This window comes from Streptomyces sp. NPDC005775 (assembly GCF_042871565.1).
Taxonomy (GTDB): Bacteria; Actinomycetota; Actinomycetes; order Streptomycetales; family Streptomycetaceae; genus Streptomyces.
Genome location: NZ_JBIAIU010000012.1, coordinates 1 through 24,383 on the forward strand (window position 1 = coordinate 1; position 24,383 = coordinate 24,383).

Sequence of the window (24,383 nt, forward strand, 5' to 3'; positions counted from 1 at the left end):
GCACGGCAACACCGTCTACCTGGACCGCCCCGGCAACGTCCTCAAGGAGGACGGCACCCTCCAACAACACCACAGCGCCGCGAAGCCGGAGAACGTGGCCACAGGGGCGGAGACCCCAGCCATCACCCCGCACCCGGTCCAGCAGCCGGTACTGGTCGGCGCCCACACCGTCGGCGGCAACGCGGACGGGGCGATCCGGATGGGCGACGACCTGGGGGGCGTGGGGCGTACCGGCGACGACGCCACCGGTAGCGGTACCAGCAGGACACCGGGCGGTGCGGCGAACAACCTGCCGGGCGCCTCAGCCGGCCACCACATGCCCAGCAACAGCCTGGACGGCGGCGGGCCGGGCGGCCCCGAGCGGGGCGGCCCGGTCAACCACCAGCCCACGAACACCCACAGTGGCGGAACGCGCGGCGAGGGCCACGCCGAGCCCACGGGTGCAGGCGGCCGTGACATGCCTGCCGGTCCGGCGGTCGACAGCGGAGTCCCGGGCAACGCCGCCGGAGGCGCGCGCCACGGCGGCGAAGAGACGAGCGTGCAGCGGCTCAGAGAGCTCCAGCAGAAGCACGTCGAGCTGGCGAACACAAACGAGGCCTGGCGTCTGGAGCACTACAACACGCTTGGCCGCCGTAAACGAATCGTCAACCTGGTGGACGGTGTCGAACTTCCACAACTGACCCTCGATGCCAACGGCAAGTGGATCTCCGTTCACGACTTGCCGAACGGGCCACGGGAGGCCCGGTTCAACCCCAAGACGCTGGACGCAAGCTCAATCCCGGGCGAGGTTCTGCCGGACTTGAACAAGGCCGCTGGCGATCGCCGCGTGTACGTCGACCTGAATAACGCGGAGCTCAAGCTGAAGGGGGCGGACACTCCGGCGCACCGCGAGGCCGTCAAGCTGGCCCGGGCGGCATACGACGCCCGCCTCCCCGGAGTTCCCAACAACAGTAAGATCCCGGAAGCGCTGGGCAACCGGGCGGCGGTGCTTCACGTGATCCCGCACGAATTCCCCCGAGCGCAGGGGATCGATCTCCCGAAGACCCTCAACGGCGCACACATGTTCGATGGCGCCTACAAACTGCCCGATGGGGAACGCCTGCTCGTAGAGGAAAAGGCCCCGTCCAACGATCCCGACTGGCGCCAAGGCAAATCCGATCCCGACCCGCAGAACCCGAGCGACCACGGCGGCGCTCAGGGCATGCGGGTCCAACAGGGCACCAAGCCTTACATCCGGACGATTCTGGCCGAGATGACGTCCCGTGGTGGCAAGGACGCCACGATCGCCGCAGATCTCCGCACCGCACTGAAGGCTGGGAAGCTGAGGTATGTGCTGGTCAAAGCACTGGAGGACACTAACGGCCTCTACGCTGGGGCCGTGATAGAGGAATTCAAGATCTAGCTGCAGGAGAGTGCATGACAACGCGCATTCCGCGCCACGACTTCCGTACGGACGACGCCACGGAGGCCATGAAGCCTGTCGTCGCAGCCGCCCAGGAGGCCATCGAGGGGATCGAGACGTCTGAGGACGATCGCTACGACGCCCTGGCATTCGCGCTTGGCGCCGCGAAATGGCAGTGTCTGTTGGATCCCGAGGCGAGTGAGCTGGTCACCTGGGAATCCTGGGTACGTGCTATGCAGGTCGGCTCCGCGCTCTTCGTCGCCGGCACCACGCAGGAGAGCACGGTGGCCTGCCGGGTCGGAACCCTGGACGAAGTACGCACGCTCCCAGGGACAGGGCCACAGGACTACCTGCACGCTGGGAACTGGCTCACCTCCTTTTACCTGGCCGTGATCTGCCGCGAGAACGACCGGGTGAAGCAGCTGGCCCAGGTTCCAGTACCGTTTCTGCGTGCTTCCGGTGCTGAGTTCGACGAGTACGTCTACACCTGGATCGAGACTCTCCAGCACCTCTGGTTCGGCCGCCCCCAGACTTGGGACTCCCTGGTCAGCGCGATCCAGGGCACCGCGCCCGACCAGGCCCGGATCGCGAGCACCGAACTGATGCTGAAGATCCTCTACCCGCCACTGGAACTCTTCCAGCTCTACCTGCGCCGGGAGAACCAAGCCTTTACCGACTCGCTGGCGACGGCTCTGACCTGGCACAAGGAGTACTGGACCGCGGACGAGGCCCGCTCGCTGAGCGGCGACGGACTCGTCGCCCTGGGCCCATTGGCCATCGCGTGCATGGCATACGACGCGGATATGCCGATCGACATCGAGTCTGCGTACCTCCCGAAACACCTGCTCCAGCGCAGCTGGATCGGCGAATTCCCCACCTGACATCCTTCCGGTCTCATACAGCGCCAGGAAGACCCTGGAATGACGGAGCATGTCGCCCGAGCCGGACACACAGGGAGGCAACCAGTTGTGACCGTCATCATCCCCCGCCACGGTGTGCCCGGGCCCGACGATGAGGGTTTTGCGCGTGACCTGACCCGAGAGACCATCGAAGAAACCTGTTCGATCGAGCAGTCGCCGCACATGATCGATGCTCTGTGGAACTCCGTGCGGACGTGCGTACGCGCCCGTTCGACGGTCGATCCCACATGTTCGGCCGTCGAAACCTGGGAAGCCGTTGTCAACGCCATGCAAGTCGGATCGGCCATCTTCCGAACCGCGACTGCCACCGGCGCCACCGTTGAGTGCCGCATCCATCACGAGATGCGCACACTGCCCGTTACCGGCCCCAGGACCTTCATCAACGCACCGTCGTGGATCGATGCCTTCTATTTCGCCCTCATCTGCCGCGACCAGGAACGGCTGACCGAACTCTGCGAGGTGCCGATGGACGTGCTGCGCGCCTCCGGTGCACAGCACGACGAATACCTCTACCACTGGGTAGCCACACTGCAGGCGTACTGGTCACGCCAGCAACCCCACATGGTTGAGGCCCTCACCGCAGCCCTCCAGACCTCCCACCCGGACGCGGCCCAAATCGCTCCGCGAGACTGGCTGCAGAACATCTCGTACCCGCCGATCAACCTCTTCTACCAGTTCATCAAACACGACCACGCCGGCTTCGACAGCGCCCTGGTAGAAGCACTTGAACTCCACAAAACCTACTGGACAAAAGACGAAGACCGCGAGGACGACATCAAAGGCCTGTGGGCCGTCGGCCCACTGGCCATCGCGTGCCTCGCCCACGACGGCGACTTCCCCATCGACGTCGAATCCGACTACCTCCCCCAGCATCTCCTCCAGCGCAGCTGGGTCGGGGAGTTCCCCGTCTGAAACCCCCCTCACCGGTGAACGGGCCTGCCCATGACGGCTGCGGCGCCGTGATCACACCATCACCGGCCGAGATCATGCCACCGAAGCCGCCGGCATGAACGGCCGAGCGATACTTCGCAGCGTGGTGGGCGGATGCTCTGCCGCCGGCGCGCCCTCAACTCCCGCAGCCCCCTGCCGTGTCGGTGCGTGTTTCCTCTGCCCATCGCCGACTCCAGGCGTTCAATGGGCTGAGCGCCGCAACGAGGCCCTCACCGAGCTGGGTGAGGTGATAGGCGTCGCCGTGCAGAGTGAGCACGCGGGCTCCGGTCAGCTCGCCCAGCCGGGTGCTGAGCACGCTCGACGACATGCGTTCACAACGGCGCTGCAACTCCCGGAAGCCTGCCGGGCCTTGGCTCAGTTCCCACAGGATGCGCAGCGTCCAGCGCCGCCCGAGCAGGTCGAGTGCGGCCATGACCGGGCGTCCTGAATCGGACCCTCGTACCGGTGAGCCCGGCCGAGGCGTTCTGGCTTCCATACTCACTCCTTGCGCTTCGACTTTCGAAGCATCATAGTGATGCGAAAACCGAAGCAGGAGGTGCCCATGCCGCGCATCGAACCGCTCACCCCGCCCTACCCCGCGCCCATCGACCAGGCACTCCGCCGATGGATGCCACCCGGCGTGACACACGAACCGCTCGCACTGTTCCGGGTACTGCACCGCAACCCGGACCTCGCCTCACGCATGTTCGCCCTGGGGGCCGGCCTGCTGGGCCACGGACTTCTTCCCGCCATCGACCGCGAGATCGTCATCGCCCGCGTGACCGCACGCACCGGCTGCGCCTACGAGTGGGGCGCACACGCCGCGACCCTCGCCCAGGAGACCGGACTGACCGAGGAACAGCTCCACGCCACCACTGACATCGACACCGCAGCCAACACCGCGTGGCCGCCTCGCCATGCGGCACTGCTCAACGCCGTCGACGAACTGCACGACACAGCACGACTCTCACAAGCCGTCTGGGATTCCCTGGACGCCCACTACGAAGACGCCCAACTCCTGGAGTTCCTCGTGCTGGCCGGCTGGTACCGAACCATCAGCTACCTGGCCAACGGACTCCTCCTGGAGGAGGAACCCTGGGGCACCCCGTTCCCAGCACGGTGAGCCCTTTCCGGCTTCACGCCCCTGATCCGTCGCCGGGGCCGATCCATCCGAGTGTCGACTCGGAGCCCGGCACACTCGTCCGAACACAGGAGGTTTCCATGGCCAAGGGCTACTGGGTCAGTGCCTACCGCACCATTTCCGACCCCGAGAAGCTAGCCGCCTACAACAAGCTGGCCGCCCCGGCCGTCCAGGCCGGGGGCGGCCGGGTTCTCGCCCGCGGCGGTCGGGTCGTCGCCCACGACGCCGGAATCGCCGAGCGCACCGTCGTGATCGAGTTCGACACCTTCGAACAGGCGGTCGCGGCTCGCGAGAGCGCGGCCTACCAGGAGGCGCTGGTCGCCCTTTCCGACGGCGTCGAGCGCGACTTCCGCATCATCGAAGGCATCGACTGACCAGCGCACTGGCGTTCAGGCCGGCGGCGCCGGCCTGGACGTCAGCCGGTGCCGACTCGACCTTCCTGCACCGCGTTGCGGAACAACTCATAAGGTTCGCCTCATGAGTTCTTCCTTGAGCGTCTACCTGGTGGACCTGTCCGCTACGCACGCCCTGATCGGGTCACGTGATGGCCAATTGCTGAACGTCATACGCGCCGACTTCGGGGACGACCTGACCCGCGACGACGAGTACCACAGTTACGCGATCGAGCAGGGAGCTCCGACGGCTGACGAGGCACTCTCCGCGGTCATCCACGGCGGCCCCTTCAGCGAGAACCGCGACCATGCCTTCCAGTACAGCTACGCCTACCAGCGAATATGCTCGCTCACCGGCGCATTCCTGCCCAACGACTGCTTCACACCGCACAAGGGCGACTGGCTGTCTGTCGTCGACCAGGGCCTGAAGTCCCTGGGTATCACCGCTGTGTCCGTGGACGCCTTCAGTTACGGCGCCCCGCCGGCTCCGCTGCCCTACGCCGACACACCGGGCTGCGACGAGTGGGCACCCGAGCACATCGCCCAGGCGCTCCAGCAGTTCGAGGCCACCAAGCGCGCGGCCGACGAGTCGGGGCAGGCCCCGCCGCTGGAGCCCGAAGTCCTGGAGGCTGCCATGCAGTGCCTCACCTGGATGCGGTACGCGGAAGCACGACCGGGCTACGGCGTCATAGGCTTTCGCTCCTGAATTCGAGGCACGGGCGACGGGCTGGACGTCTTCACCGCGTGGTCGGCGACGGAATCGGACAGCGGCGTCGGTCACGCCGACCGCCTGGCCGGCCATCGCCCTCCGCGCCCCCAGGGGGCCGAGGCCGCCCGGGGTGCGTTCCCCACGCACGCGGCGTGCACGCAGCGGCCGGCATCGGGCCTCCTCCGCCAACTGCCTTGCCTTAGAGCGCGGTTCAACACCTACCGTGCCGCTCATGACGACACCTCAGCACAAGATCGGTTCGGGCTTCGGCGCCCGCAGCACCGCGGACGACGTCCTGCACGGGATCGACCTGTCCGGCAGCACGGCGATCGTCACCGGCGGCTACTCGGGGCTCGGCCTGGAGGCGACCCGTGCCCTGGCGGCCGCCGGGGCCCGGGTCCTCGTCCCCGCGCGGCGACGGGCGGTCGCTCAGGAGGCCGTCGAGGGCGTCGACGGCGTCGAGATCGACGACCTCGACCTGTCGGACCTCGACAGCGTCCGCGGCTTCGCCGAGCGGTTCCTGGCCTCGGGGCGCGACGTCGACATCGTGATCAACAACGCCGGGATCATGGCCTGTCCCGAGACGCGTGTCGGACCGGGGTGGGAGGCACAGTTCGCCACCAATCACCTCGGCCACTTCGCCCTCGTCAACCATCTCTGGCCGGCGATCGCCCGCGGTGGCGCACGCGTGGTCGCCGTGTCGTCCGGCGCGCACGGCATGGGCGTCCGCTGGGACGACATGCACTTCGAGCGCGGCTACGACCGATGGGAGGCGTACGGGCAGGCCAAGGCGGCGAACGTGCTGTTCGCCGTGCACCTCGACGCACTCGGCCGTGACGCCGGAGTACGAGCGTTCGCCGTGCACCCGGGCAGCATCCTCACCCCGCTGCAACGCCACCTCGCGCGGGAGGACATGGTCGACGCGGGCTGGATCGACGAGAAGGGCACCCCGACCGATCCCACGTTCAAGACGCCCGGGCAGGGCGCGGCGACGCATCTCTGGGCGGCGACCTCCCCCCAACTGGCGGGCATGGGTGGCGTGTACTGCGAGGACTGCGACATCGCCGAGCCGGCCGCCGACGGCAAGGAGGGCGGCGTACACGCACACGCGACCGACCCGGAGCAGGCCGCCCGCCTGTGGGCGCTGTCGGCCGACCTCACGGGCGTCGACGCTTTCGCGCCCGCCCGCTGAGGGCCGTCCGGACCGGGAACGCCGACCGGCGCCCCCTCACTCCTTCCGCGACCCCCAGGGACGACGCGACCTGGGCGTTCGAGACGGGCCTCGACTGCGTGCTCGACGGGATCGCCGCCCGGTTCGGTATCTGAGGCGGCCGACGGGAACGGCGGGCAGCACCCGCGCCTCCGGCGTGCTCAGCATCACCCTGGACAGCTTCGGTGACCGCCGGGTAACTTTTAACCAAGGCTGAGCAAGCGCTTAGCCAAGCCGAGCGAAGCCGACCAGGGAGGCACCCCGTGCGCCGTACGGTATTCAACGAGGACCACGAGGCGTTCCGGGAGACCATCCGCGCCTTCATCGCGGCCGAGGTCGTGCCCGTGTACGACGAGTGGTTCGCGGCCGGTCAGGCCCCGCGCGACTTCTACCTGAAGCTCGGCGAGCTGGGTGTCTTCGGCATCACGGTGGACGAGGAGTACGACGGCGCGGGCATCGACTCGCACAAGTACGAGGCCCTCATCTACGAGGAGACCGCCCGCGCGGGTGTCTCCTTCGGCGGCTCCGGCGTGCACACGCTGCTCGGCCTGCCCTACATCAAGATGCTCGCCACCGATGAGCAGAAGAAGCGCTGGCTGCCGAAGTTCACCACCGGCGAGGAGATGTGGGCCCTCGCGATGACCGAGCCGGGCACCGGCTCCGACGTCGCGGGCATGAAGACCACCGCCAAGCTCTCCGAGGACGGCACGCACTACGTCCTCAACGGCTCCAAGACCTTCATCACCGGCGGCGTGCACGCCGACCGTGTGATCGTCTGCGCCCGTACGTCCGCCCCGCGCGAGGACGACCGCCGCTTCGGCATCTCCCTCTTCGCCGTCGACACCAAGTCCGAGGGCTACTCGATCGGCCGCAAGCTCGACAAGCTCGGCCTGCGCGTCTCCGACACCGCCGAGCTGGCGTTCGTCGACGTGAAGGTCCCGGTCGAGGACCTGCTCGGCGAGGAGAACAAGGGCTTCGGCTACCTCGGCACCAACCTGGCCTCCGAGCGCTGGGGCATCGCCTTCGGCGCGTACGCCCAGGCCGCCGCCGCCGTCCGGTTCGCCAAGCAGTACGTGCAGGACCGCACGGTCTTCGGCAAGACCGTCGCCTCGTTCCAGAACACCAAGTTCGAGCTGGCCGCCTGCCAGGCCGAGGTGGACGCGGCCCAGGCCGTCGCCGACCGCGCGCTGGAAGCGCTGGACGCCGGTGAGCTGACCGCCGCCGAGGCCGCCTCCGCGAAGCTGTTCTGCACCGAGGTGGCGCACCGCGTGATCGACCGCTGCCTTCAGCTGCACGGCGGCTACGGCTTCATGAACGAGTACCCGATCGCCCGCCTGTACGCGGACAACCGGGTCAACCGCATCTACGGCGGCACCAGCGAGGTCATGAAGTCGATCATCGCGAAGTCCATGGGCCTGTAGAGCGGCTACGTTCTCCCCATGAGCTCAGAACCGGACGCCCTGCTCGATCTGCTCGATCTGCTCGACCTGGAGCAGATCGAGCAGGACATCTTCCGGGGCACCAGCCGTTCGGCGATCGTGCCCCGCGTCTTCGGCGGACAGGTCGCGGCCCAGGCGCTCGTCGCCGCGGGCCGCACCGTCCCCGCGGACCGGCCCGCCCACTCCCTGCACGCGTACTTCCTGCGGGCGGGGGATCCGGGCGCGCCGATCGTCTACAGCGTCGACCGCATCAGGGACGGCCGCTCCTTCACCACCCGGCGGGTCGTCGCCGTCCAGCACGGGCAGCCGATCTTCCACCTCTCGGCGTCCTTCCAGACGCACGAGGAAGGACTGGAGCACCAGGCGGGCATGCCGGCGGCGCCGGATCCCGAGTCGCTGCCCACGGCCGCCGAGATGCTGCCCCGGTACGCGGACCGGTTCAGCGACCCGAGTGTCGTGGACCGGCTGATCGAGGCACGGGCCGCGGTCGACCTGCGGTACGTGGACGCCCCGCCGTTCGGCACGGTCGGGGAGCCGCGCGAACCGCGCTCGCAGGTGTGGTTCCGCACCAACGGCAAGCTGGCGGACGATCCGCTGCTGCACGTCTGCATGGCGACGTACGTCTCCGACATGACGCTGCTCGACTCGGTGCTCCTCGCCCACGGGCGCGGCGGCTGGGCGGTCGGCGACGTGGTGGGCGCGAGCCTGGACCACGCGATGTGGTTCCACCGGCCGTTCCGGGCCGACGAATGGCTGCTGTACGACCAGGAGTCACCGTCCGCCTCCGGCGGGCGCGGCCTCGGTCAGGCCCGCATCTACACCCAGGACGGCCGGCTGGCGATCACCGTCATCCAGGAGGGCGTCGTCCGGGTCCCGCGAGAGGGCTGAACGGACCGCACGGCGACGCGTCGGACATGCCCGGCCCGGCTGCGGACATACTCCCCATCATGAGTGACGAGAAATCTGCTGGTGGGGACTCCACGTTCACGGTCGTCGTCGCGGCGGTCGCCAACCTCGGCATCGCCGTGGCGAAGGCCGTCGCCGGCCTGATCAGCGGATCGAGCGCGATGCTCTCCGAGGCGGCCCACTCGGTCGCCGACACGGTCACCGAGGTGCTGCTGCTCACCGCCCTCAAGCGCAGCGAGAAGCCCGCCGACGAGGAGCATCCGCTGGGGTACGGCCCCGAGCGGTACATCTGGGCGATGCTCGCCTCCGTCGCCACGTTCGTCGGCGGCGCGGTCTTCTCGCTCTACGACGGCATCCACACCCTGGTGGCGGGCGAGGACCTCGGCGACCCCCTCATCTCGTACATCGTGCTCGCCGTGGCCTTCCTGCTGGAGGGCTACTCGCTGCGCACCGGGCTGCGGCAGGTGCGCCGGGAGGCCGGGCGGCTGGACACACCCGCCCAGCGCTACCTGCGGCGCACCCCGGACACCGCGGTCAAGGCCGTCGTGATGGAGGACTCCGCCGCGCTGGTGGGTCTGCTGCTCGCGGCGGGCGGTCTGCTCGGCGGCCAGCTGTCGGGTTCGGGCGTCTGGGACGGCCTCGCGTCGATCCTGATCGGCGTGCTGCTCGTGTACGTGGCCTGGGTGCTCGGCCGTTCCAACGCCCAGCTGCTGATCGGGCGGCCGGTACCGGAGTCGATGCGCACGGGGGTGCGGGAGGAATTGCTCTCGGTGCCGCACATCATCGAGGTACTGGAGCTGACCACGCTCATCCAGGGTCCGACCGAGATCCTGATCGCCGCGAAGGTCGACTTCCGGGACGTGGCCAGTGCCGAGCAGGTCGAGTGGGCCTGCGAGGAGGCGGAGCAGCAGTTGCGGGAGCGGTATCCGTCGATCAAGCGGGTGTACCTGGACCCGACGCCGGGTGTGGCACAGCGGCGCCGGGCCCGGGCCGCCGGAGCGGATCCGGTGGTCGGGCCCGGCGACGGGGAGGGCGACGGGGACGGCGGAGGGCTGTTCACCGACCGCCTGGACAACGGCTGAGCCCTTCGCCCGTACAGCGGCTGGGCCCTTAGTCCGGGCAACAGCTGGGCCCCTCGTCCCGGCAACGGCTGGTCCTCCCGTCCGGGCAGCCCGGTCAGAGCAGCCCGGCCGCGTCCAGCAGGTACTCGGTCATCGGGTCGTAGAACCGCGGGTCCAGCACGTGGTCGTCCAGCGGGACGGCCACCTGGAGGGTGCCCTCGGCCTCCCCCAGGAACAGGGCCGGGTCGTTGCAGTCCGCGTAGCCGATGGCGTCCAGTCCGCGCTGGGCGGCGCACCCGGCCCAGCCGTGGTCGGCGACGACCAGGTCGGGCATGGGGCGCCCGTCTCGTTCCAGGCCGTCCAGGATCGCGGCCATCGGGGCCGGGGAGTGGGTGTGCCAGAGGGTCGCGCCACGCTCCTGCACGGCGACGTCGGCGAACTGGAAGACCATGCCCTCGTCCGCCGTGAGCCCTGACGGGATCGTCATGATCTCGCAGCCGGCCGCCCCCAGCGCCGCCGCGGTCTGCCGGTGGACGTCCAGGAGCCCGCCCGGGTGACCGGTGGCGAAGAGGACCCGCTCGGTTCCGTCGGCGGCCTTGCGGAGCCGCGCCGCCGCCCGGTCGAGGGCGGCGACGGTGAGCTCGGGGTCGATGGTGTCCTGGCCGTACCGGTGCTCCGGGTCGTCGCTGACCCCGCATCTCTCGGCCATGACCGCCAGGACGTCCTGCTCGTCGCGCCACCGGTCGCCGAGTTCCAGCCCCAGCCAGAAGTGGCGGTCGCCGTTGGCGAGCTTGCGGTAGTGGGAGAGGTTGTTGTCGCGCGGGGTCGCGACCTCTCCCGCTATGCGCGTACGGACGAGGTGGTCGACGAGGGCAGCGCGGCTGGGTATCGGCATGAACCCATTGTGCCGGTCGGGACGCACCGTGCACGGGTCGTACCGCACTGTGGATGCGGCCTCAGCCGCGTCGCCGGCCCGCCGCGCCGCTCAGTCGGCTTGCACCCGCACCCAGTCCAGAGTGCGCTCCACGGCCCGTTTCCAGCCGTCGTAACCCTCCTGGCGCCGGTCCTCGCTCCACTGCGGCTCCCAGCGTTTCGACTCCTGCCAGTGGGATCGCAGCTCGTCGGTGTCACGCCAGAAGCCGGTGGCGAGGCCTGCCGCGTAGGCCGCACCGAGCGCCGTGGTCTCGGCGACCACGGGGCGGCTGACGGGCACGCCCAGCACATCCGCCTGGATCTGCATGCACAGGTCGTTGGCGGTCACACCGCCGTCCACCCGGAGCACATCGAGGTGCACACCGGAGTCCTGTTCCATCGCGTCGACGACGTCGCGGCTCTGGTAGCAGATGGCCTCCAGGGTGGCACGCGCGATGTGCGCGTCGGTGTTGTAGCGGGCCAGGCCCACCATCGCGCCCCGTGCGTCGGAGCGCCAGTAGGGTGCGAACAGCCCGGAGAAGGCGGGGACGAAGTACATCCCGCCGTTGTCGCTCACCGACCGGGCCAGTTGCTCGCTCTCCGGTGCACTCTTGATGATCTTCAGCTGGTCGCGCAGCCACTGCACGGCCGCGCCGGTCACGGCGATGGAGCCCTCCAGCGCGTAGACGACCGGGCTGTCGCCGAACTGGTAGGCCACGGTGGTCAGCAGCCCGTTCTGCGAACGGACGAGCTCGGTCCCCGTGTTGAGGACGAGGAAGTTGCCGGTGCCGTAGGTGTTCTTGGCCTCGCCCGGCGCGAAGCAGACCTGGCCGACCGTGGCCGCGTGCTGGTCGCCGAGGACTCCGGTGATCGGGACGGCGGCGTTCAACGGCCGTGAGGTGCGGGTGCTGCCATAGGATTCCGCGTCCGACGACGGGTGGATGTCCGGCAGCATCGCGCGGGGGATGCCGAACACGCCCAGGAGTTCGTCGTCCCAGTCCAGCGTCTCCAGGTTCATCAGCATCGTACGGCTGGCGTTGGTGACGTCGGTGGCGTGCACGCCGCCGTTCGGACCGCCGGTGAGGTTCCACAGCACCCATGCGTCCATGGTCCCGAACAGTGCGTGGCCCGCCTCGGCGGCCGCACGGAGACCGTCCACGTTCTCGAGCAGCCACTTGATCTTGCCGCCGGCGAAGTACGTGGCCGGCGGCAGGCCCGTCCGGTGCCGGATGGTGTCCCCGTGACCGTCGCGTTCCAGGGCTGCCGCGATCCTGTCCGTGCGCGTGTCCTGCCAGACGATGGCGTTGTAGTAGGGCCGCCCGGTGCGCCGGTCCCAGACGACCGTCGTCTCCCGCTGGTTGGTGATACCGATCGCCCTGAGGTCCGAGGCCTGCAGACCACTCGCCCGGACGGCGCTCTGCATGACCGTGTTCGTGCGTTCCCAGACCTCCACGGGGTCGTGTTCGACCCATCCCGACCGCGGCAGGATCTGCTCGTGCTCGAGCTGGTGCCGGGCCACCTCGTTACCTGCGTGATCGAAGATCATGAAGCGCGTGCTGGTGGTTCCCTGATCCACCGCGCCAATGAATTCGGGCATCGCTGCCGTCCCTTCCCATGGTGCAGATGTCCGCGAACGGACCGGTTCCTTGCGTCAGGTGGCTCCTCGTGTCGCCACCGCGGACGGTCAGCGTTCGGCCGTCGGCTCGTCGGGGACGTGCCCCTCCTGCGCCGGGCCACCGCGCGCCTTGACCAGCGGGGAGATGACCAGGTCGTAGACGAGGGTGCCGACGACTCCGCCGATGAGCGGTCCGACGAGCGGGATCCACCAGTAGCCGCTGTACCAGCCGAATGTCCCCGGCAGTGCGATGTCGCCCCAGCCCTCGAAGTACGCGAACAGCCGGGGCCCGAAGTCGCGGGCGGGGTTGATCGCATAGCCGGCGTTCGTACCGAAGGTCATTCCGATCGCCACGACGATGAGTCCGATGACGAAGGGCGCGAGGTTGGCCAGCGGCGCCTGGTTCCGGCTGTCGGTGACCGCGCAGATCAGAAGGAGCAGGATGCCTGTGCCGATGATCTGGTCGAGCAGCGGGCCCCACCAGGAATCCCCGAAGTATTCGGCGGGAAAAGTGGCGAAGATCGAGAACGTGGAAAGCGACTTGTCCCTGGCCAGACCCTCCTTCTGGTTGAAGAAGTCAATCGCCCATCGGTAGGACGCGTACACGAGCGCGGCGGCCACGAAGGCTCCCACCACCTGGGCGAGCCAGTACGGAGCGACCTTCCGCCAGGCCAGCGTGCGCCGGACGGCGAAGGCGAGCGTGACAGCCGGATTGAGGTGCGCGCCGCTCACACCTCCGGCGACATAGACGCCGAAGATCACTCCGAAGCCCCAGCCCCAGCTGATGATGAGCCAGTCGGCGGCTCCGAAGGGGTCCGTCCGGCGGCCGGACCCGGGCAGACCGGCGACGGTCAGGGCCACCGAGCCGACACCCAGCAGAATGAGAACGAACGTACCCAGGAACTCGGCGAGCATCTCGCCGACGAGCCCCTCCCGGTATCCGCGTCGACGCGTCGTCGTATGACTGGCCACCTTGATCGACCCTCCTTCATCGGGTCGAAACATCTGGCCATCCCGCGGCCGCTTACCGGCGCATTGCCGACGGCGCGCCCCTGGACTCTCCCCTGCTGCGTGCGGAATTCGACCAATCAGCCGTGGGGTCGGCGGGTGCACGCACAGGTTTCCGGGACCTGCGCCCGTGAGGCTCGCACCCCGGGACGCGCCCGGCGACCGTCAGGATCCCGCGGCGGCGAAGGCACCCCGCGCCAGCCGGTGCAGCAGCGCCGCCGTGTCCGGGCGGCCGGGCAGCGCGCCGGGCCGGCCGAGGTGCGGGGTCGAGTTCAGCAGGCCGAAGACGGCGTGGACCGTCGCGCGGGCCTCGTGCTCGGGAAGGTCCGGGTAGAGGTCGCGGACGACGGCGACCCACACCTCGACGTACTCGCGCTGGAGCCGGCGCACCTGTTTGCGGTCGGTGTCCCGCAGGCGGTCCAGCTCGCGGTCGTGCAGGGTGATCAGGGGGCGGTCGTCGAGGGCGAAGTCGATGTGGCCCTCGATGAGCGCGTCCAGGAGCGCCTCGGGGGAGCTGCCGCCGGAGGCGCTCTCGGAGACCCGCAGCTGTCCGCCGGCCAGGAGCCGCTCGCTGATGCCGACGAGCAGTTCGGCGAGCATCGCGTCCTTGCCGGGGAAGTGCCGGTAGAGGCCGGGACCGCTGATGCCGACGGCGGCGCCTATCTCGTCGACGCCGACGCCGTGGAAGCCGCGCTCGGCGAAGAGGCGGGCGGCCTCCTTGAGGATCTGCTCGCGGCGGGTGGGGGCCGCGACGCGGGCGGCGGCATGGGTGCTCATGAGCAGTCATTCTAGACAGGTGCGTTAGCGGTCGTTAACCTGTGGTGGCAACGTTAACGCTCATTAACGCCTCCCCCTCGATGACCGACGTCGCGGGTGGGGCCGTCACACCGCGGTACGGGCAAGGGGGCTCGACAGGATGCAGCAGGCACCGGTGCTGGCGAGCGCGGCCGATCCCGCCTCGGAGGCCTGGCAGGCCAACGAGGCGGCGCATCACGCGCTCACCGACGAGCTGCGCAAGCGGCTCGCCACGGCCAGGCTCGGCGGGGGTGAGAAGGCCCGCGCCCGGCATGTGGCGCGCGGCAAGCTGCTGCCCCGGGAGCGGGTGGACACCCTGCTCGACGCGGGTTCGCCCTTCCTGGAGCTGGCCCCGCTGGCGGCCGAGGGGCTGTACGGGGGCGCGGCGCCGGCCGCCGGCGTGATCGCCGGGATCGGCCGGGTCAGCGGCCGGGAGTGCGTGATCGTCGCCAATGACGCGACCGTCAAGGGCGGCACGTACTACCCGATGACCGTGAAGAAGCACCTGCGGGCCCAGGAGGTGGCGCTGGAGAACCGGCTGCCCTGTCTGTACCTGGTGGACTCGGGCGGCGCCTTCCTGCCGATGCAGGACGAGGTGTTCCCGGACCGCGAGCACTTCGGGCGGATCTTCTACAACCAGGCCCGGATGTCCGGGGCCGGGATTCCGCAGATCGCGGCCGTGCTGGGGTCCTGCACGGCCGGTGGGGCGTACGTCCCCGCGATGAGCGACGAGGCCGTGATCGTCCGCGGCCAGGGGACGATCTTCCTGGGCGGGCCGCCGCTCGTGAAGGCCGCGACCGGCGAGGTCGTCACCGCGGAGGAGCTGGGCGGCGGCGAGGTCCACTCCCGTACGTCGGGGGTCACCGACCACCTCGCCGAGGACGACGCGCACGCGCTGTGGATCGTGCGGAACATCGTGGCGACGCTGCCCGACCGGGGCGCGCTGCCGTGGTCCGTGCGGACGGTCGACGAGCCGAAGGTGGACCCCGCCGGGCTGTACGGGGCGGTGCCGGTCGACTCGCGCACCCCGTACGACGTACGGGAGGTGATCGCCCGGGTCGTCGACGGCTCGCGCTTCGCCGAGTTCAAGGCGGAGTACGGGACGACGCTGATCACCGGCTTCGCGCACATCCACGGCCACCCGGTCGGCATCGTCGCGAACAACGGCATCCTGTTCTCCGAGTCCGCCCAGAAGGGCGCGCACTTCATCGAGCTGTGCGACCAGCGCGGCATCCCGCTGGTCTTCCTGCAGAACATCTCGGGCTTCATGGTCGGCCGCGACTACGAGGCCGGTGGCATCGCCAAGCACGGCGCCAAGATGGTCACCGCCGTCGCCTGCACCCGGGTCCCGAAGCTGACCGTGGTGGTCGGCGGGTCCTACGGGGCGGGCAACTACTCCATGTGCGGCCGGGCCTACAGCCCCCGCTTCCTGTGGATGTGGCCCAACGCGAAGATCTCCGTCATGGGCGGCGAGCAGGCCGCGTCCGTCCTCGCCACGGTCAAGCGCGACCAGCTGGGCGACGACTGGAGCGCCGAGGACGAGGAGTCGTTCAAGGCCCCGATCCGCGAGCAGTACGAGACCCAGGGCAACGCGTACTACGCCACCGCCCGGCTCTGGGACGACGGCGTGATCGACCCGATGGAGACCCGGCAGGTGCTGGGGCTCGCCCTGACCGCGTGCGCCAACGCGCCCTTGGGCGACGCCGGCTTCGGCGTCTTCCGGATGTGAGGAAGAGATGACGATGTTCGACACGGTTCTCGTCGCCAACCGCGGCGAGATCGCGGTCCGGGTCATCCGGACCCTGCGCGAGCTGGGCGTGCGCTCGGTCGCCGTCTTCAGCGACGCGGACGCGGACGCCCGGCACGTACGGGAAGCGGATACGGCGGTACGGATCGGGCCCGCACCGGCCTCCGAGAGCTATCTGAGCGCGGACCGGCTGCTGGAGGCGGCCCGCCGCACGGGCGCGCAGGCCGTCCACCCCGGCTACGGCTTCCTCGCCGAGAACGCGGGCTTCGCTCAGGCGTGCGCGGAAGCGGGGCTGGTCTTCATCGGGCCGCCCGCCGCCGCCATCTCGCTGATGGGCGACAAGATCCGGGCGAAGGAGACCGTCTCCGCGGCCGGTGTCCCGGTGGTGCCCGGCTCCACGGGCAGCGAGCTGACCGACGGCCAACTGGCGGACGCCGCCAAGGAGATCGGCATGCCGGTGCTGCTGAAGCCCTCGGCGGGCGGCGGTGGCAAGGGCATGCGGCTGGTGCGCGAGGAGGCGCTGCTCGCGGACGAGATCGCCGCCGCCCGGCGCGAGGCGCGCGCCTCGTTCGGCGACGACACCCTCCTCGTCGAGCGGTGGATCGACCGGCCGCGCCACATCGAGATCCAGGTACTGGCCGACGGGCACGGCAACGTGGTGCACCTGGGCGAGCGCGAGTGCTCGCTCCAGCGCCGCCACCAGAAGATCATCGAGGAGGCGCCGTCCGTCCTGCTCGACGAGAAGACGCGGGCGGCGATGGGCGAGGCGGCCGTGCAGGCCGCCCGCTCGTGCGGGTACGTGGGCGCGGGCACGGTGGAGTTCATCGTCCCGGGCAACGACCCGGCCTCGTACTACTTCATGGAGATGAACACCCGTCTCCAGGTCGAGCACCCGGTGACGGAGCTGATCACCGGCCTCGACCTGGTGGAATGGCAACTGCGCGTCGCGGCGGGCGAGCGACTGCCCTGCGCCCAGGGCGACATCACGCTCACCGGGCACGCGGTCGAGGCCCGGATCTGCGCCGAGGACCCGGCCCGCGGCTTCCTGCCCTCGGGCGGTACGGTCCTGGCCCTCCAGGAGCCGCAGGGCGGCGGGGTGCGCACGGACTCCGGGCTCGCCGAGGGCGGCGAGGTCGGCAGTCTGTACGACCCGATGCTGTCGAAGGTGATCGCGTACGGCCCTGACCGGGCGACGGCCCTGCGCCGGCTGCGGGCGGCGCTCGCGGACACGGTGGTCCTCGGCGTCCCCACCAACGCGGGCTTCCTGCGCCGGCTGCTCGGCCACCCGGCCGTGGTGGCGGGCGATCTGGACACCGGGCTGGTGGAGCGCGAGGTCGACGCGCTGGTCCCGGACGGGGTCCCGGAGGAGGTGTACGCGGCGGCCGCACTGCTGCGGCGGCACTCCCCCGGGCCGGCCCGCACGGATGTGTGGAACGACCCGTTCTCGGCCGGTGACGGCTGGCGGCTCGGCGGCACCCCGGCGCGTACGGTGCGGCACTTCGCGATCCCCGGCCACGACCCGGTCCAGGTGGGCCTGCGGCCGTGCGGCGCGAGCACCGAGTTGACGTTCGGGCACGTCGGGGAGGGCGCGCAGCCGCCGGCTCCCGAATCGGGCACCTGCGGTCCGCTGGGACCGCTGCCCGGCAGCGCGGAGACGGCGAGGACGCTGACCGTGGACGGTGGCCGCATCACGCTCGAACTCGCCGGTGTCACGCACTCGTTCGCGTACGCCACCTCCCCGGAGGGCCACTGGCTCGGCCGGGACGGCGACACCTGGCACGTCCGGGACCACGACCCGGTGGAGGCATCGCTGTCCGGCGCCGGCCGCTCCGGGGCGGACACGCTCGCCGCGCCCATGCCCGGGACCGTCACCGTGGTGAAGGTGGCCGTCGGGGACGAGGTCGCGGCCGGGCAGAGCCTCCTCGTCGTGGAGGCGATGAAGATGGAGCACGTCATCTCCGCCCCGCACGCCGGCACCGTGACCGAACTCGACGTGACCGCCGGGACCACGGTGGCCATGGACCAGGTACTGGCCGTGGTCGTGCCCGTGGCCACCGCCGGCGAGGAGCAGGCATGACGACCGACCGCACCCTGCCGATGACCGTGGCCGCTCCGGGCCTGCCCGCCCGGGTCCGTATCCACGAGGTCGGCGCCCGCGACGGGCTGCAGAACGAGAAGGCGGTCGTGCCGACCGAGGTGAAGGCGGAGTTCATCCGCCGGCTCGCGGTCGCCGGCCTGACCACGATCGAGGCGACGAGCTTCGTCCACCCCAAATGGGTGCCCCAACTCGCGGACGCGGAGCAGCTGTTCCCCATGCTCGGCGACATAGGGGACGTGGGCGACGTGGCCCTCCCGGTCCTCGTGCCGAACGAGCGGGGGATGGACCGGGCGCTGGCGCTCGGAGCACGCCGGATCGCGGTGTTCGGCTCGGCGACGGAGACGTTCGCGGCCCGCAACCTCAACCGCACGATCGACGAGTCTCTCGCCATGTTCGAGCCCGTCGTGGCCCGCGCCAAGGCGGACGGGATGCATGTGCGCGGCTACCTGTCGATGTGCTTCGGCGACCCGTGGGAGGGCCCGGTGCCGGTCCCCCAGGTCGTCCGGGTCGCGAAGGCGCTGATGGACCTCGGCTGCGACGAGCTCTCGCTCGGCGACACGATCGGGGTCGCGACGCCCGGCCACGTACAGACCCTGCTGCACCGGCTGAACGAGGGAGGCGTCCCCACCGACACGATCGGGGTGCACTTCCACGACACGTACGGGCAGGCCCTCTCCAACACTCTTGCCGCGCTCCAGCACGGCGTGTCCACCGTGGACGCCTCCGCGGGCGGCCTCGGTGGCTGCCCGTACGCGAAGAGCGCGACCGGCAATCTCGCCACCGAGGATCTCGTGTGGATGCTCGACGGCCTCGGCATCGAAACCGGGGTCGACCTCGACGAGCTCACCGCCACGAGCGTGTGGCTCGCCGGACATCTGGGCCGACCCAGCCCCTCCCGTACCGTCCGCGCGCTCTCGGTGCAACACACACAGTCCCACAAGGAGCAGTGATTTCCCCCATGTCCCTGGACCACCGGCTGACCGCCGAGCACGAGGAACTTCGCCGCACGGTCGAGGAGTTCGCCCACGACGTGGTCGCACCGAAGATCGGCGACTTCTACGAGCGCCATGAGTTCCCGTACGAGATCGTGCGCGAGATGGGGCGGATGGGCCTGTTCGGGCTGCCGTTCCCGGAGGAGTACGGCGGGATGGGCGGCGACTACCTCGCCCTCGGCATCGCCCTGGAGGAGCTGGCCCGGGTCGACTCCTCGGTCGCGATCACGCTGGAGGCCGGGGTCTCGCTCGGTGCGATGCCGGTGTTCCGCTTCGGCACGGAGGAGCAGAAGCGGCGGTGGCTGCCGAAGCTCTGCTCGGGCGAGGCGTTGGGCGCGTTCGGCCTGACGGAGCCGGACGGCGGCTCGGACGCGGGCGGCACCCGGACGACGGCCGTGCGCGACGAGGCGACGGGCGAGTGGGTGATCAACGGCTCCAAGTGCTTCATCACCAACTCCGGTACGGACATCACCGAGTTGGTCACGGTCACGGCGGTGACGGGCCGCAAGGAGAACGGCGCCCCGCTCATCTCGTCGATCATCGTCCCCTCGGGCACCCCCGGCTTCACGGTCGCCGCCCCGTACTCGAAGGTCGGCTGGAACGCCTCGGACACCCGGGAACTGTCCTTCAGCGACGTGCGCGTCCCGCTGGAGAACCTGCTGGGCGAGGAGGGCCGCGGCTACGCGCAGTTCCTGCGGATCCTGGACGAGGGCCGGATCGCCATCTCGGCACTCTCGACGGGCCTGGCGCAGGGCTGCGTGGACGAGTCGGTGAAGTACGCCGCGGAGCGGCACGCGTTCGGGAAGCCGATCGGCTCCAACCAGGCGATCCAGTTCAAGATCGCGGACATGGAGATGCGGGCCCACATGGCGCGGATCGGCTGGCGGGACGCGGCGTCGCGGCTGCTGGCGGGCGAACCGTTCAAGAAGGAGGCGGCGATCGCCAAGCTGTACTCCTCGACGGTGGCGGTGGACAACGCCCGCGAGGCGACCCAGATCCACGGCGGCTACGGCTTCATGAACGAGTACCCGGTGGCCCGGATGTGGCGCGACTCGAAGATCCTGGAGATCGGCGAGGGCACGAGCGAGGTGCAGCGGATGCTGATCGCGCGGGAGTTGGGCATGTCTGCCTGACACCGGGGATGGTGCGCCGTGGGGGGGGTCCGGGTGCCGGGCCCGCCCCACAGCTGTCCGGGCAGGCCACCGGGCCGGGCCCTTGTGCCGCTGCCTGTGCGACTCGGATTCCCCGGTCGTCCGGTGACCGGGCGGGCCGGGACGGGGGGACCGGCGGGCTCGACAGTTCGTGAGGTTAGGCTAACCTCAGCTCGAACTTGTCACCGGCCGGTTTCCGGCTCGTACGAAAGCGGACTCCGTCATGCGCACTGCCCGAGTGTCCCGTCCCACCCGCCGCGGCCTGCTGGCCATGGGCGGAGCCCTTGGTCTGGGCGCCGCGCTGGCCGCCTGCGGTGACAGCGACTCGAAGGACTCCGGCTCCACCGGCTCCAAGAGCGCCGACGCCGGGCCCTGGAGCTTCAAGGACGACCGCGGGCAGAGTGCCGAGGCCAAGTCCGTCCCGAAGAACGTCGTCGCCTTCACCGGTGTCGCCGCCGCGCTCCACGACTACGGCGTCGAGGTCAAGGCCGTCTTCGGACCGACGAAGACCAAGGACGGCAAGGCCGACGTGCAGGCCGGCGACCTGGACATCAGCAAGGTCGAGATACTCGGCAACGTCTGGGGCGAGTTCAACGTCGAGAAGTACGCCGCCCTCGGCCCGGACCTGCTCGTCACCGCGATGTGGGAGAAGGACGCCCTCTGGTACGTGCCGGACGCGTCCAAGGACAAGATCCTGAAGCTCGCCCCGAGCGTCGCCCTGTGGGCCGCCCAGACCACGATCCCCAAGGCGATCCAGCGCCACGAGGACCTCGCCGCCTCGCTCGGCGCCGACGTCAGGGCCAAGCCGGTCACCGACGCCAAGGCCCGCTTCGAGAAGGCCGCCGCCCGGCTGCGTGCCGCCGCGAAGTCCAAGCCGAACCTCAAGGTGATGATCGGCTCGGCCAGCCAGGACCTGTTCTACGTCTCACTCGCCAAGATGTCCGCCGACACCCTGTACTTCCAGGAGCTGGGCGTGAAGTTCGTCGAGCCGAAGGTCGACGAGGCCGGCTTCTTCGAGAATCTGAGCTGGGAGAACGTCGACAAGTACGAGGCCGACATCATCATGATGGACAACCGCTCCTCGGCCCTGCAGCCCGACGCCCTGACCTCCAAGCCGACGTGGACGCAGCTGCCCGCCGTCAAGGCCGGCCAGGTCATCCCGCGCACCACCGAGCCGATCTACAGCTACGACAAGTGCGCCCCGATCCTCGAGGACCTCGCGAAGGCCATCGAGGACGCGAAGAAGACCGCCTGACCGTGACGACCGCCGCCGCGCCCGACGTCGATCCCTTCCGGTTGTTCCGGCTGACCGTCCTGCGCACCGGGCGGCTGGGGCCGTCCCTGCTCCGGGTCACGTTCGGCGGGCCCGGACTCGACGGGTTCGCCTCCGGGGGCCGCGATCAGAGCCTGTCGCTGTTCCTCCCGCACCCCGGACAGCCGGAACCAGTCGTTCCGGTCGATAACGAGGGCAACTGGTTCGGCCCCTGGCGGGCGCTTCCGGCCGAGGAGCGGGCGGTGCTGCGCTCGTACACGGTCCGCGCGCAGCGTCGTACCGACGGCGGTTCGGCCACCGAGATCGACATCGATTTCGCGCTCCACGAGGACGGCGGCCCGGCCTGCCGCTGGGCCGCCGAGGCCTCACCCGGCGACGTGATCAAGGCGCTCGGGCCTGCGGTCGAGGACAACACGGCGGTCCGTTTCCGCCCTCCCGAGGACACCGACTGGGTGCTGATCTGGGCCGACGAGACGGCCCTGCCCGCCGCGACGGCCGCCCTGGAGTGGCTGCCGGCCCGGTTGCGGGCGCGGGTCTGGCTGGACGTCCCGCACAGCGGGGACCGCCAGGCGATCGACACGGCGGCCGACGCCCGGATCAGCTGGCTGGTGCGGGACGAGGCGGAGACGCCGGATGCCGTGGAGGCCGTGCGCGCGGCGGAACTGCCCGCGGGGACGCCGTACGTCTGGATCGCGGGCGAGGCGTCGAAGGTGCGCGCCATGCGGCGGCACCTGGTGCGCGAGCGGGGATTCGACCGCAAGCGGGTGACGTTCGTGGGCTACTGGCGCCGCGGCCTGAGCGAGGAACAGCTCCGCGAGGAAGCCACACCGGCCCCGGCCGCCACATCCAGCCCGACCGGCGATTGAGGACAGCGTTTCGAGCCCGTCCGGCGCTTGAGGACACCACCCCGAGCCCACCCGGCGGCCAAGGGCATCGCACCCCCGCCGCCGGACGGCCCCACGCTCACCCCGCCGCAGCCGGCTCCGCCGGCCACGGCACCTGGGGCGACCGGTAGTAGTCGATCCCCAGCGCCGTGAACCGCGGTCCGAGCGCCGCGAGGCGCACCTTGTACGTGTCCCAGTCGTGCGTCTCGGCCGGGGACCAGCCCAGCTCCGCCGCCCCGGGCAGCCGCGGGAACGCCATCACGTCGATGTCGTCGCTGTCGGTCAGGGTCTCCGCCCAGATCGGCGCCTCGACCCCGAGCACCGCGTCCGCCGGCGTACCGGCGAGGTAGGTCGCCGGATCCCAGTCGTAACTGCGCTGCACCTCGACCAGGCCCGCCCACTTCAGGCCGAGCACGGTCTGGTCGTTGTACTTCATGTCGAGGTACACCCGGTCCGCCGGCGACAGCACGAGCCTGGTGCCGTTCTTCGCCGCGTCCACCACCTGCTGCCGGTCGGCGGCGCTCGTCTTGTCGTAGCCCCAGTACTGGGCGACCGCACCCTCGACCGGCGCGGCCCCGGTGAGCTGGTGCCAGCCCATCACGGTCTTGCCGTACTTCCCGACGACGGCCTGCGCCCGCTCCATGATCCTGGCGTAGTCCTCGTGGCTGGTGGAGTGCGCCTCGTCACCACCGATGTGGATGTACCGGCCGGGGGTCAGCTCGGCCAGTTCACGGATGACGTCGTCGATGAACCGGTACGTGACGTCCTTGGCCGCGCACAGCGAACTGAAGCCGACCTTGGTCCCGGTGTAGAGCGGCGGCGCGACGCCGTCGCAGTTCAGCTCCGCGTACGAGGCGAGGGCGGCGTTGGTGTGGCCGGGCATGTCGATCTCCGGCACCAGTTCCATATGACGGGAGGCCGCGTACCGCACGATCTCCTTGTACTGGCTCTTGGTGTAGTAGCCGCCGGGGCCGCCGCCGACCTCCGTGGAGCCGCCGTACGTGGCCAGCTTCGGCCAGGAGTCGACGGCGATCCGCCAGCCCTGGTCGTCGGAGAGGTGCAGGTGGAAGGTGTTCATCTTGTACAGCGCGATCTGGTCGATGTAGCGCTTGACCTCGTCGACCGAGAAGAAGTGCCGCGAGACGTCGAGCATCGCGCCCCGGTAGGCGTAGCGCGGCATGTCGGTGATGCTGCCGCCCGCGACCTTCCACGGGCCCTTCTGGCGGCTGTCGCTCTCCACCTGGGCCGGCAGGAGCTGACGCAGCGTCTGGACGCCGTGGAAGAGCCCTGCGGGCTTGCGGGCGGTGATGGTGACGGCGCCGTGCCCGGAGGTCAGAGTGTAGCCCTCGGCGCCCAGCTCGCTGTCGCGGGAGCCGAGCCGGAGCCGGATGCCGTCATGGCCGGACCGGTCGGTGACCGGCAGGGAGTATCCGGTGGAGGGTCGCAGCACGCCGGCCAGGTACTCGCCGATCCTGCGCGCCTCGCCGGACGAGCCGTCGACGCGGATCCTGGTGGCGCCGGTGATGGAGTACGGGGATCCGCCCGGTCTCACGGAGGCGGGGGCGGGCACGACCTGGCCCAGCGGCCGGGGCGGCGCGGACGCGGTGGAGCCGCCGCCCACCGCGGATGCCGAAGTGGCCGCGCAGGCCGTGGAGACACCTGCCGCCGTGACGAGAAGCAGCGAGCCGAGAAGACGGGGTAGAGCACGGGGAAGAGCACTGCGCTGCGTCGTGTGCAGTCTCACAAGCCGGGTCCCTTCTAACTTCTACTGGTTCACACCTGGATCACCTGACCGTTC

At 70.2% G+C, this 24,383-nt stretch carries 21 protein-coding genes and 1 pseudogene; 16 read left to right on the forward strand and 6 right to left on the reverse strand.

Translation table 11 applies throughout. From position 1 onward, the window contains the following. The 3 genes and pseudogenes from ACFYPA_RS25860 to ACFYPA_RS25870 form a co-directional block, all read left to right on the forward strand. Positions 1-1,402: pseudogene (locus ACFYPA_RS25860) on the forward strand (hypothetical protein); the annotation flags it as partial. Positions 1,403-1,416: 14 nt separating this feature from the next. Further along, the gene (locus tag ACFYPA_RS25865) at positions 1,417-2,283 is read left to right on the forward strand and encodes an immunity 49 family protein (protein WP_359317003.1); all 867 of its coding nucleotides are present in this window, start codon (positions 1,417-1,419) and stop codon (positions 2,281-2,283) included. Positions 2,284-2,370: 87 nt separating this feature from the next. Beyond that, positions 2,371-3,234: an immunity 49 family protein gene (locus ACFYPA_RS25870; protein WP_389134408.1), complete on the forward strand. Its 864-nt coding sequence runs from the start codon at positions 2,371-2,373 to the stop codon at positions 3,232-3,234. Between the two features lie 154 nt (positions 3,235-3,388). Here ACFYPA_RS25870 and ACFYPA_RS25875 read toward each other — a convergent pair whose 3' ends face one another. Next, positions 3,389-3,748: a winged helix-turn-helix transcriptional regulator gene (locus tag ACFYPA_RS25875; protein ID WP_389134411.1), complete on the reverse strand. Its 360-nt coding sequence runs from the start codon at positions 3,746-3,748 to the stop codon at positions 3,389-3,391. Between the two features lie 66 nt (positions 3,749-3,814). Here ACFYPA_RS25875 and ACFYPA_RS25880 point away from each other — a divergent pair, with 66 nt between their 5' ends. The 7 genes from ACFYPA_RS25880 (at position 3,815) to ACFYPA_RS25910 (ending at position 10,131) form a co-directional block, all read left to right on the forward strand. Beyond that, positions 3,815-4,375: a carboxymuconolactone decarboxylase family protein gene (locus ACFYPA_RS25880; protein ID WP_389134413.1), complete on the forward strand. Its 561-nt coding sequence runs from the start codon at positions 3,815-3,817 to the stop codon at positions 4,373-4,375. Between the two features lie 98 nt (positions 4,376-4,473). Continuing rightward, positions 4,474-4,767, forward strand: a complete 294-nt coding sequence (locus tag ACFYPA_RS25885; RefSeq protein WP_359082489.1) for a DUF1330 domain-containing protein — start codon at positions 4,474-4,476, stop codon at positions 4,765-4,767. A 103-nt stretch (positions 4,768-4,870) separates the two neighbouring features. Further along, a complete protein-coding gene (locus ACFYPA_RS25890; RefSeq protein ID WP_389134416.1) occupies positions 4,871-5,491 on the forward strand; it encodes a hypothetical protein in 621 nt (206 codons plus the stop codon). Positions 5,492-5,726: 235 nt separating this feature from the next. Then, complete coding sequence (locus tag ACFYPA_RS25895) at positions 5,727-6,686, forward strand: SDR family NAD(P)-dependent oxidoreductase (RefSeq protein ID WP_389134418.1); 960 nt, start codon at positions 5,727-5,729, stop codon at positions 6,684-6,686. Between the two features lie 281 nt (positions 6,687-6,967). Beyond that, the gene (locus ACFYPA_RS25900) at positions 6,968-8,125 is read left to right on the forward strand and encodes an acyl-CoA dehydrogenase family protein (RefSeq protein ID WP_359082486.1); all 1,158 of its coding nucleotides are present in this window, start codon (positions 6,968-6,970) and stop codon (positions 8,123-8,125) included. An 18-nt stretch (positions 8,126-8,143) separates the two neighbouring features. After that, on the forward strand, positions 8,144-9,031 hold the full coding sequence (tesB, locus tag ACFYPA_RS25905; protein WP_359082485.1) for an acyl-CoA thioesterase II: 888 nt from the start codon (positions 8,144-8,146) through the stop codon (positions 9,029-9,031). Positions 9,032-9,057: 26 nt separating this feature from the next. Beyond that, positions 9,058-10,131 carry a cation diffusion facilitator family transporter gene (locus tag ACFYPA_RS25910; RefSeq protein ID WP_389134422.1) on the forward strand — a complete coding sequence of 358 codons (1,074 nt, stop codon included), beginning with the start codon at positions 9,058-9,060 and terminating at the stop codon, positions 10,129-10,131. Positions 10,132-10,225: 94 nt separating this feature from the next. Here ACFYPA_RS25910 and ACFYPA_RS25915 read toward each other — a convergent pair whose 3' ends face one another. The 4 genes from ACFYPA_RS25915 to ACFYPA_RS25930 form a co-directional block, all read right to left on the reverse strand. Then, positions 10,226-11,005: a phosphatase gene (locus ACFYPA_RS25915; protein ID WP_389134424.1), complete on the reverse strand. Its 780-nt coding sequence runs from the start codon at positions 11,003-11,005 to the stop codon at positions 10,226-10,228. A 90-nt stretch (positions 11,006-11,095) separates the two neighbouring features. Further along, complete coding sequence (gene glpK / locus ACFYPA_RS25920) at positions 11,096-12,619, reverse strand: glycerol kinase GlpK (RefSeq protein ID WP_359082482.1); 1,524 nt, start codon at positions 12,617-12,619, stop codon at positions 11,096-11,098. 87 nt (positions 12,620-12,706) lie between these two features. Then, complete coding sequence (locus ACFYPA_RS25925; RefSeq protein ID WP_359082511.1) at positions 12,707-13,552, reverse strand: MIP/aquaporin family protein; 846 nt, start codon at positions 13,550-13,552, stop codon at positions 12,707-12,709. Positions 13,553-13,810: 258 nt separating this feature from the next. Next, positions 13,811-14,422 carry a TetR/AcrR family transcriptional regulator gene (locus ACFYPA_RS25930; protein ID WP_389134427.1) on the reverse strand — a complete coding sequence of 204 codons (612 nt, stop codon included), beginning with the start codon at positions 14,420-14,422 and terminating at the stop codon, positions 13,811-13,813. Between the two features lie 139 nt (positions 14,423-14,561). Between ACFYPA_RS25930 and ACFYPA_RS25935 the strand changes: the two genes are divergently transcribed. The 6 genes from ACFYPA_RS25935 to ACFYPA_RS25960 all read left to right on the forward strand — a co-directional run bounded on the left by ACFYPA_RS25935 (position 14,562) and on the right by ACFYPA_RS25960 (position 22,567). Then, positions 14,562-16,169 (forward strand): carboxyl transferase domain-containing protein, encoded by a 1,608-nt coding sequence (locus tag ACFYPA_RS25935; protein ID WP_389134430.1) that lies wholly within the window; start codon positions 14,562-14,564, stop codon positions 16,167-16,169. Between the two features lie 7 nt (positions 16,170-16,176). Further along, a complete protein-coding gene (locus tag ACFYPA_RS25940) occupies positions 16,177-18,264 on the forward strand; it encodes an acetyl-CoA carboxylase biotin carboxylase subunit (RefSeq protein WP_389134433.1) in 2,088 nt (695 codons plus the stop codon). Next, positions 18,261-19,235, forward strand: coding sequence for a hydroxymethylglutaryl-CoA lyase (locus ACFYPA_RS25945; protein WP_389134435.1), 975 nt, complete (start codon positions 18,261-18,263; stop codon positions 19,233-19,235). The genes ACFYPA_RS25940 and ACFYPA_RS25945 overlap by 4 nt, the downstream gene beginning before the upstream one ends. A gap of 8 nt (positions 19,236-19,243) precedes the next feature. After that, positions 19,244-20,410 (forward strand): acyl-CoA dehydrogenase family protein, encoded by a 1,167-nt coding sequence (locus ACFYPA_RS25950; protein WP_359082510.1) that lies wholly within the window; start codon positions 19,244-19,246, stop codon positions 20,408-20,410. 289 nt (positions 20,411-20,699) lie between these two features. Further along, positions 20,700-21,683 (forward strand): ABC transporter substrate-binding protein, encoded by a 984-nt coding sequence (locus ACFYPA_RS25955; RefSeq protein ID WP_359082509.1) that lies wholly within the window; start codon positions 20,700-20,702, stop codon positions 21,681-21,683. Next, positions 21,680-22,567, forward strand: coding sequence for a siderophore-interacting protein (locus ACFYPA_RS25960; protein ID WP_359317023.1), 888 nt, complete (start codon positions 21,680-21,682; stop codon positions 22,565-22,567). Before ACFYPA_RS25955 ends, ACFYPA_RS25960 begins: the two co-directional genes overlap by 4 nt. 97 nt (positions 22,568-22,664) lie before the next feature. On the opposite strand, the gene ACFYPA_RS25965 is transcribed toward ACFYPA_RS25960, so the two are convergent. Next, the gene (locus ACFYPA_RS25965) at positions 22,665-24,329 is read right to left on the reverse strand and encodes a beta-N-acetylhexosaminidase (RefSeq protein WP_359082477.1); all 1,665 of its coding nucleotides are present in this window, start codon (positions 24,327-24,329) and stop codon (positions 22,665-22,667) included. Between the last annotated feature and the right edge of the window lie 54 nt (positions 24,330-24,383).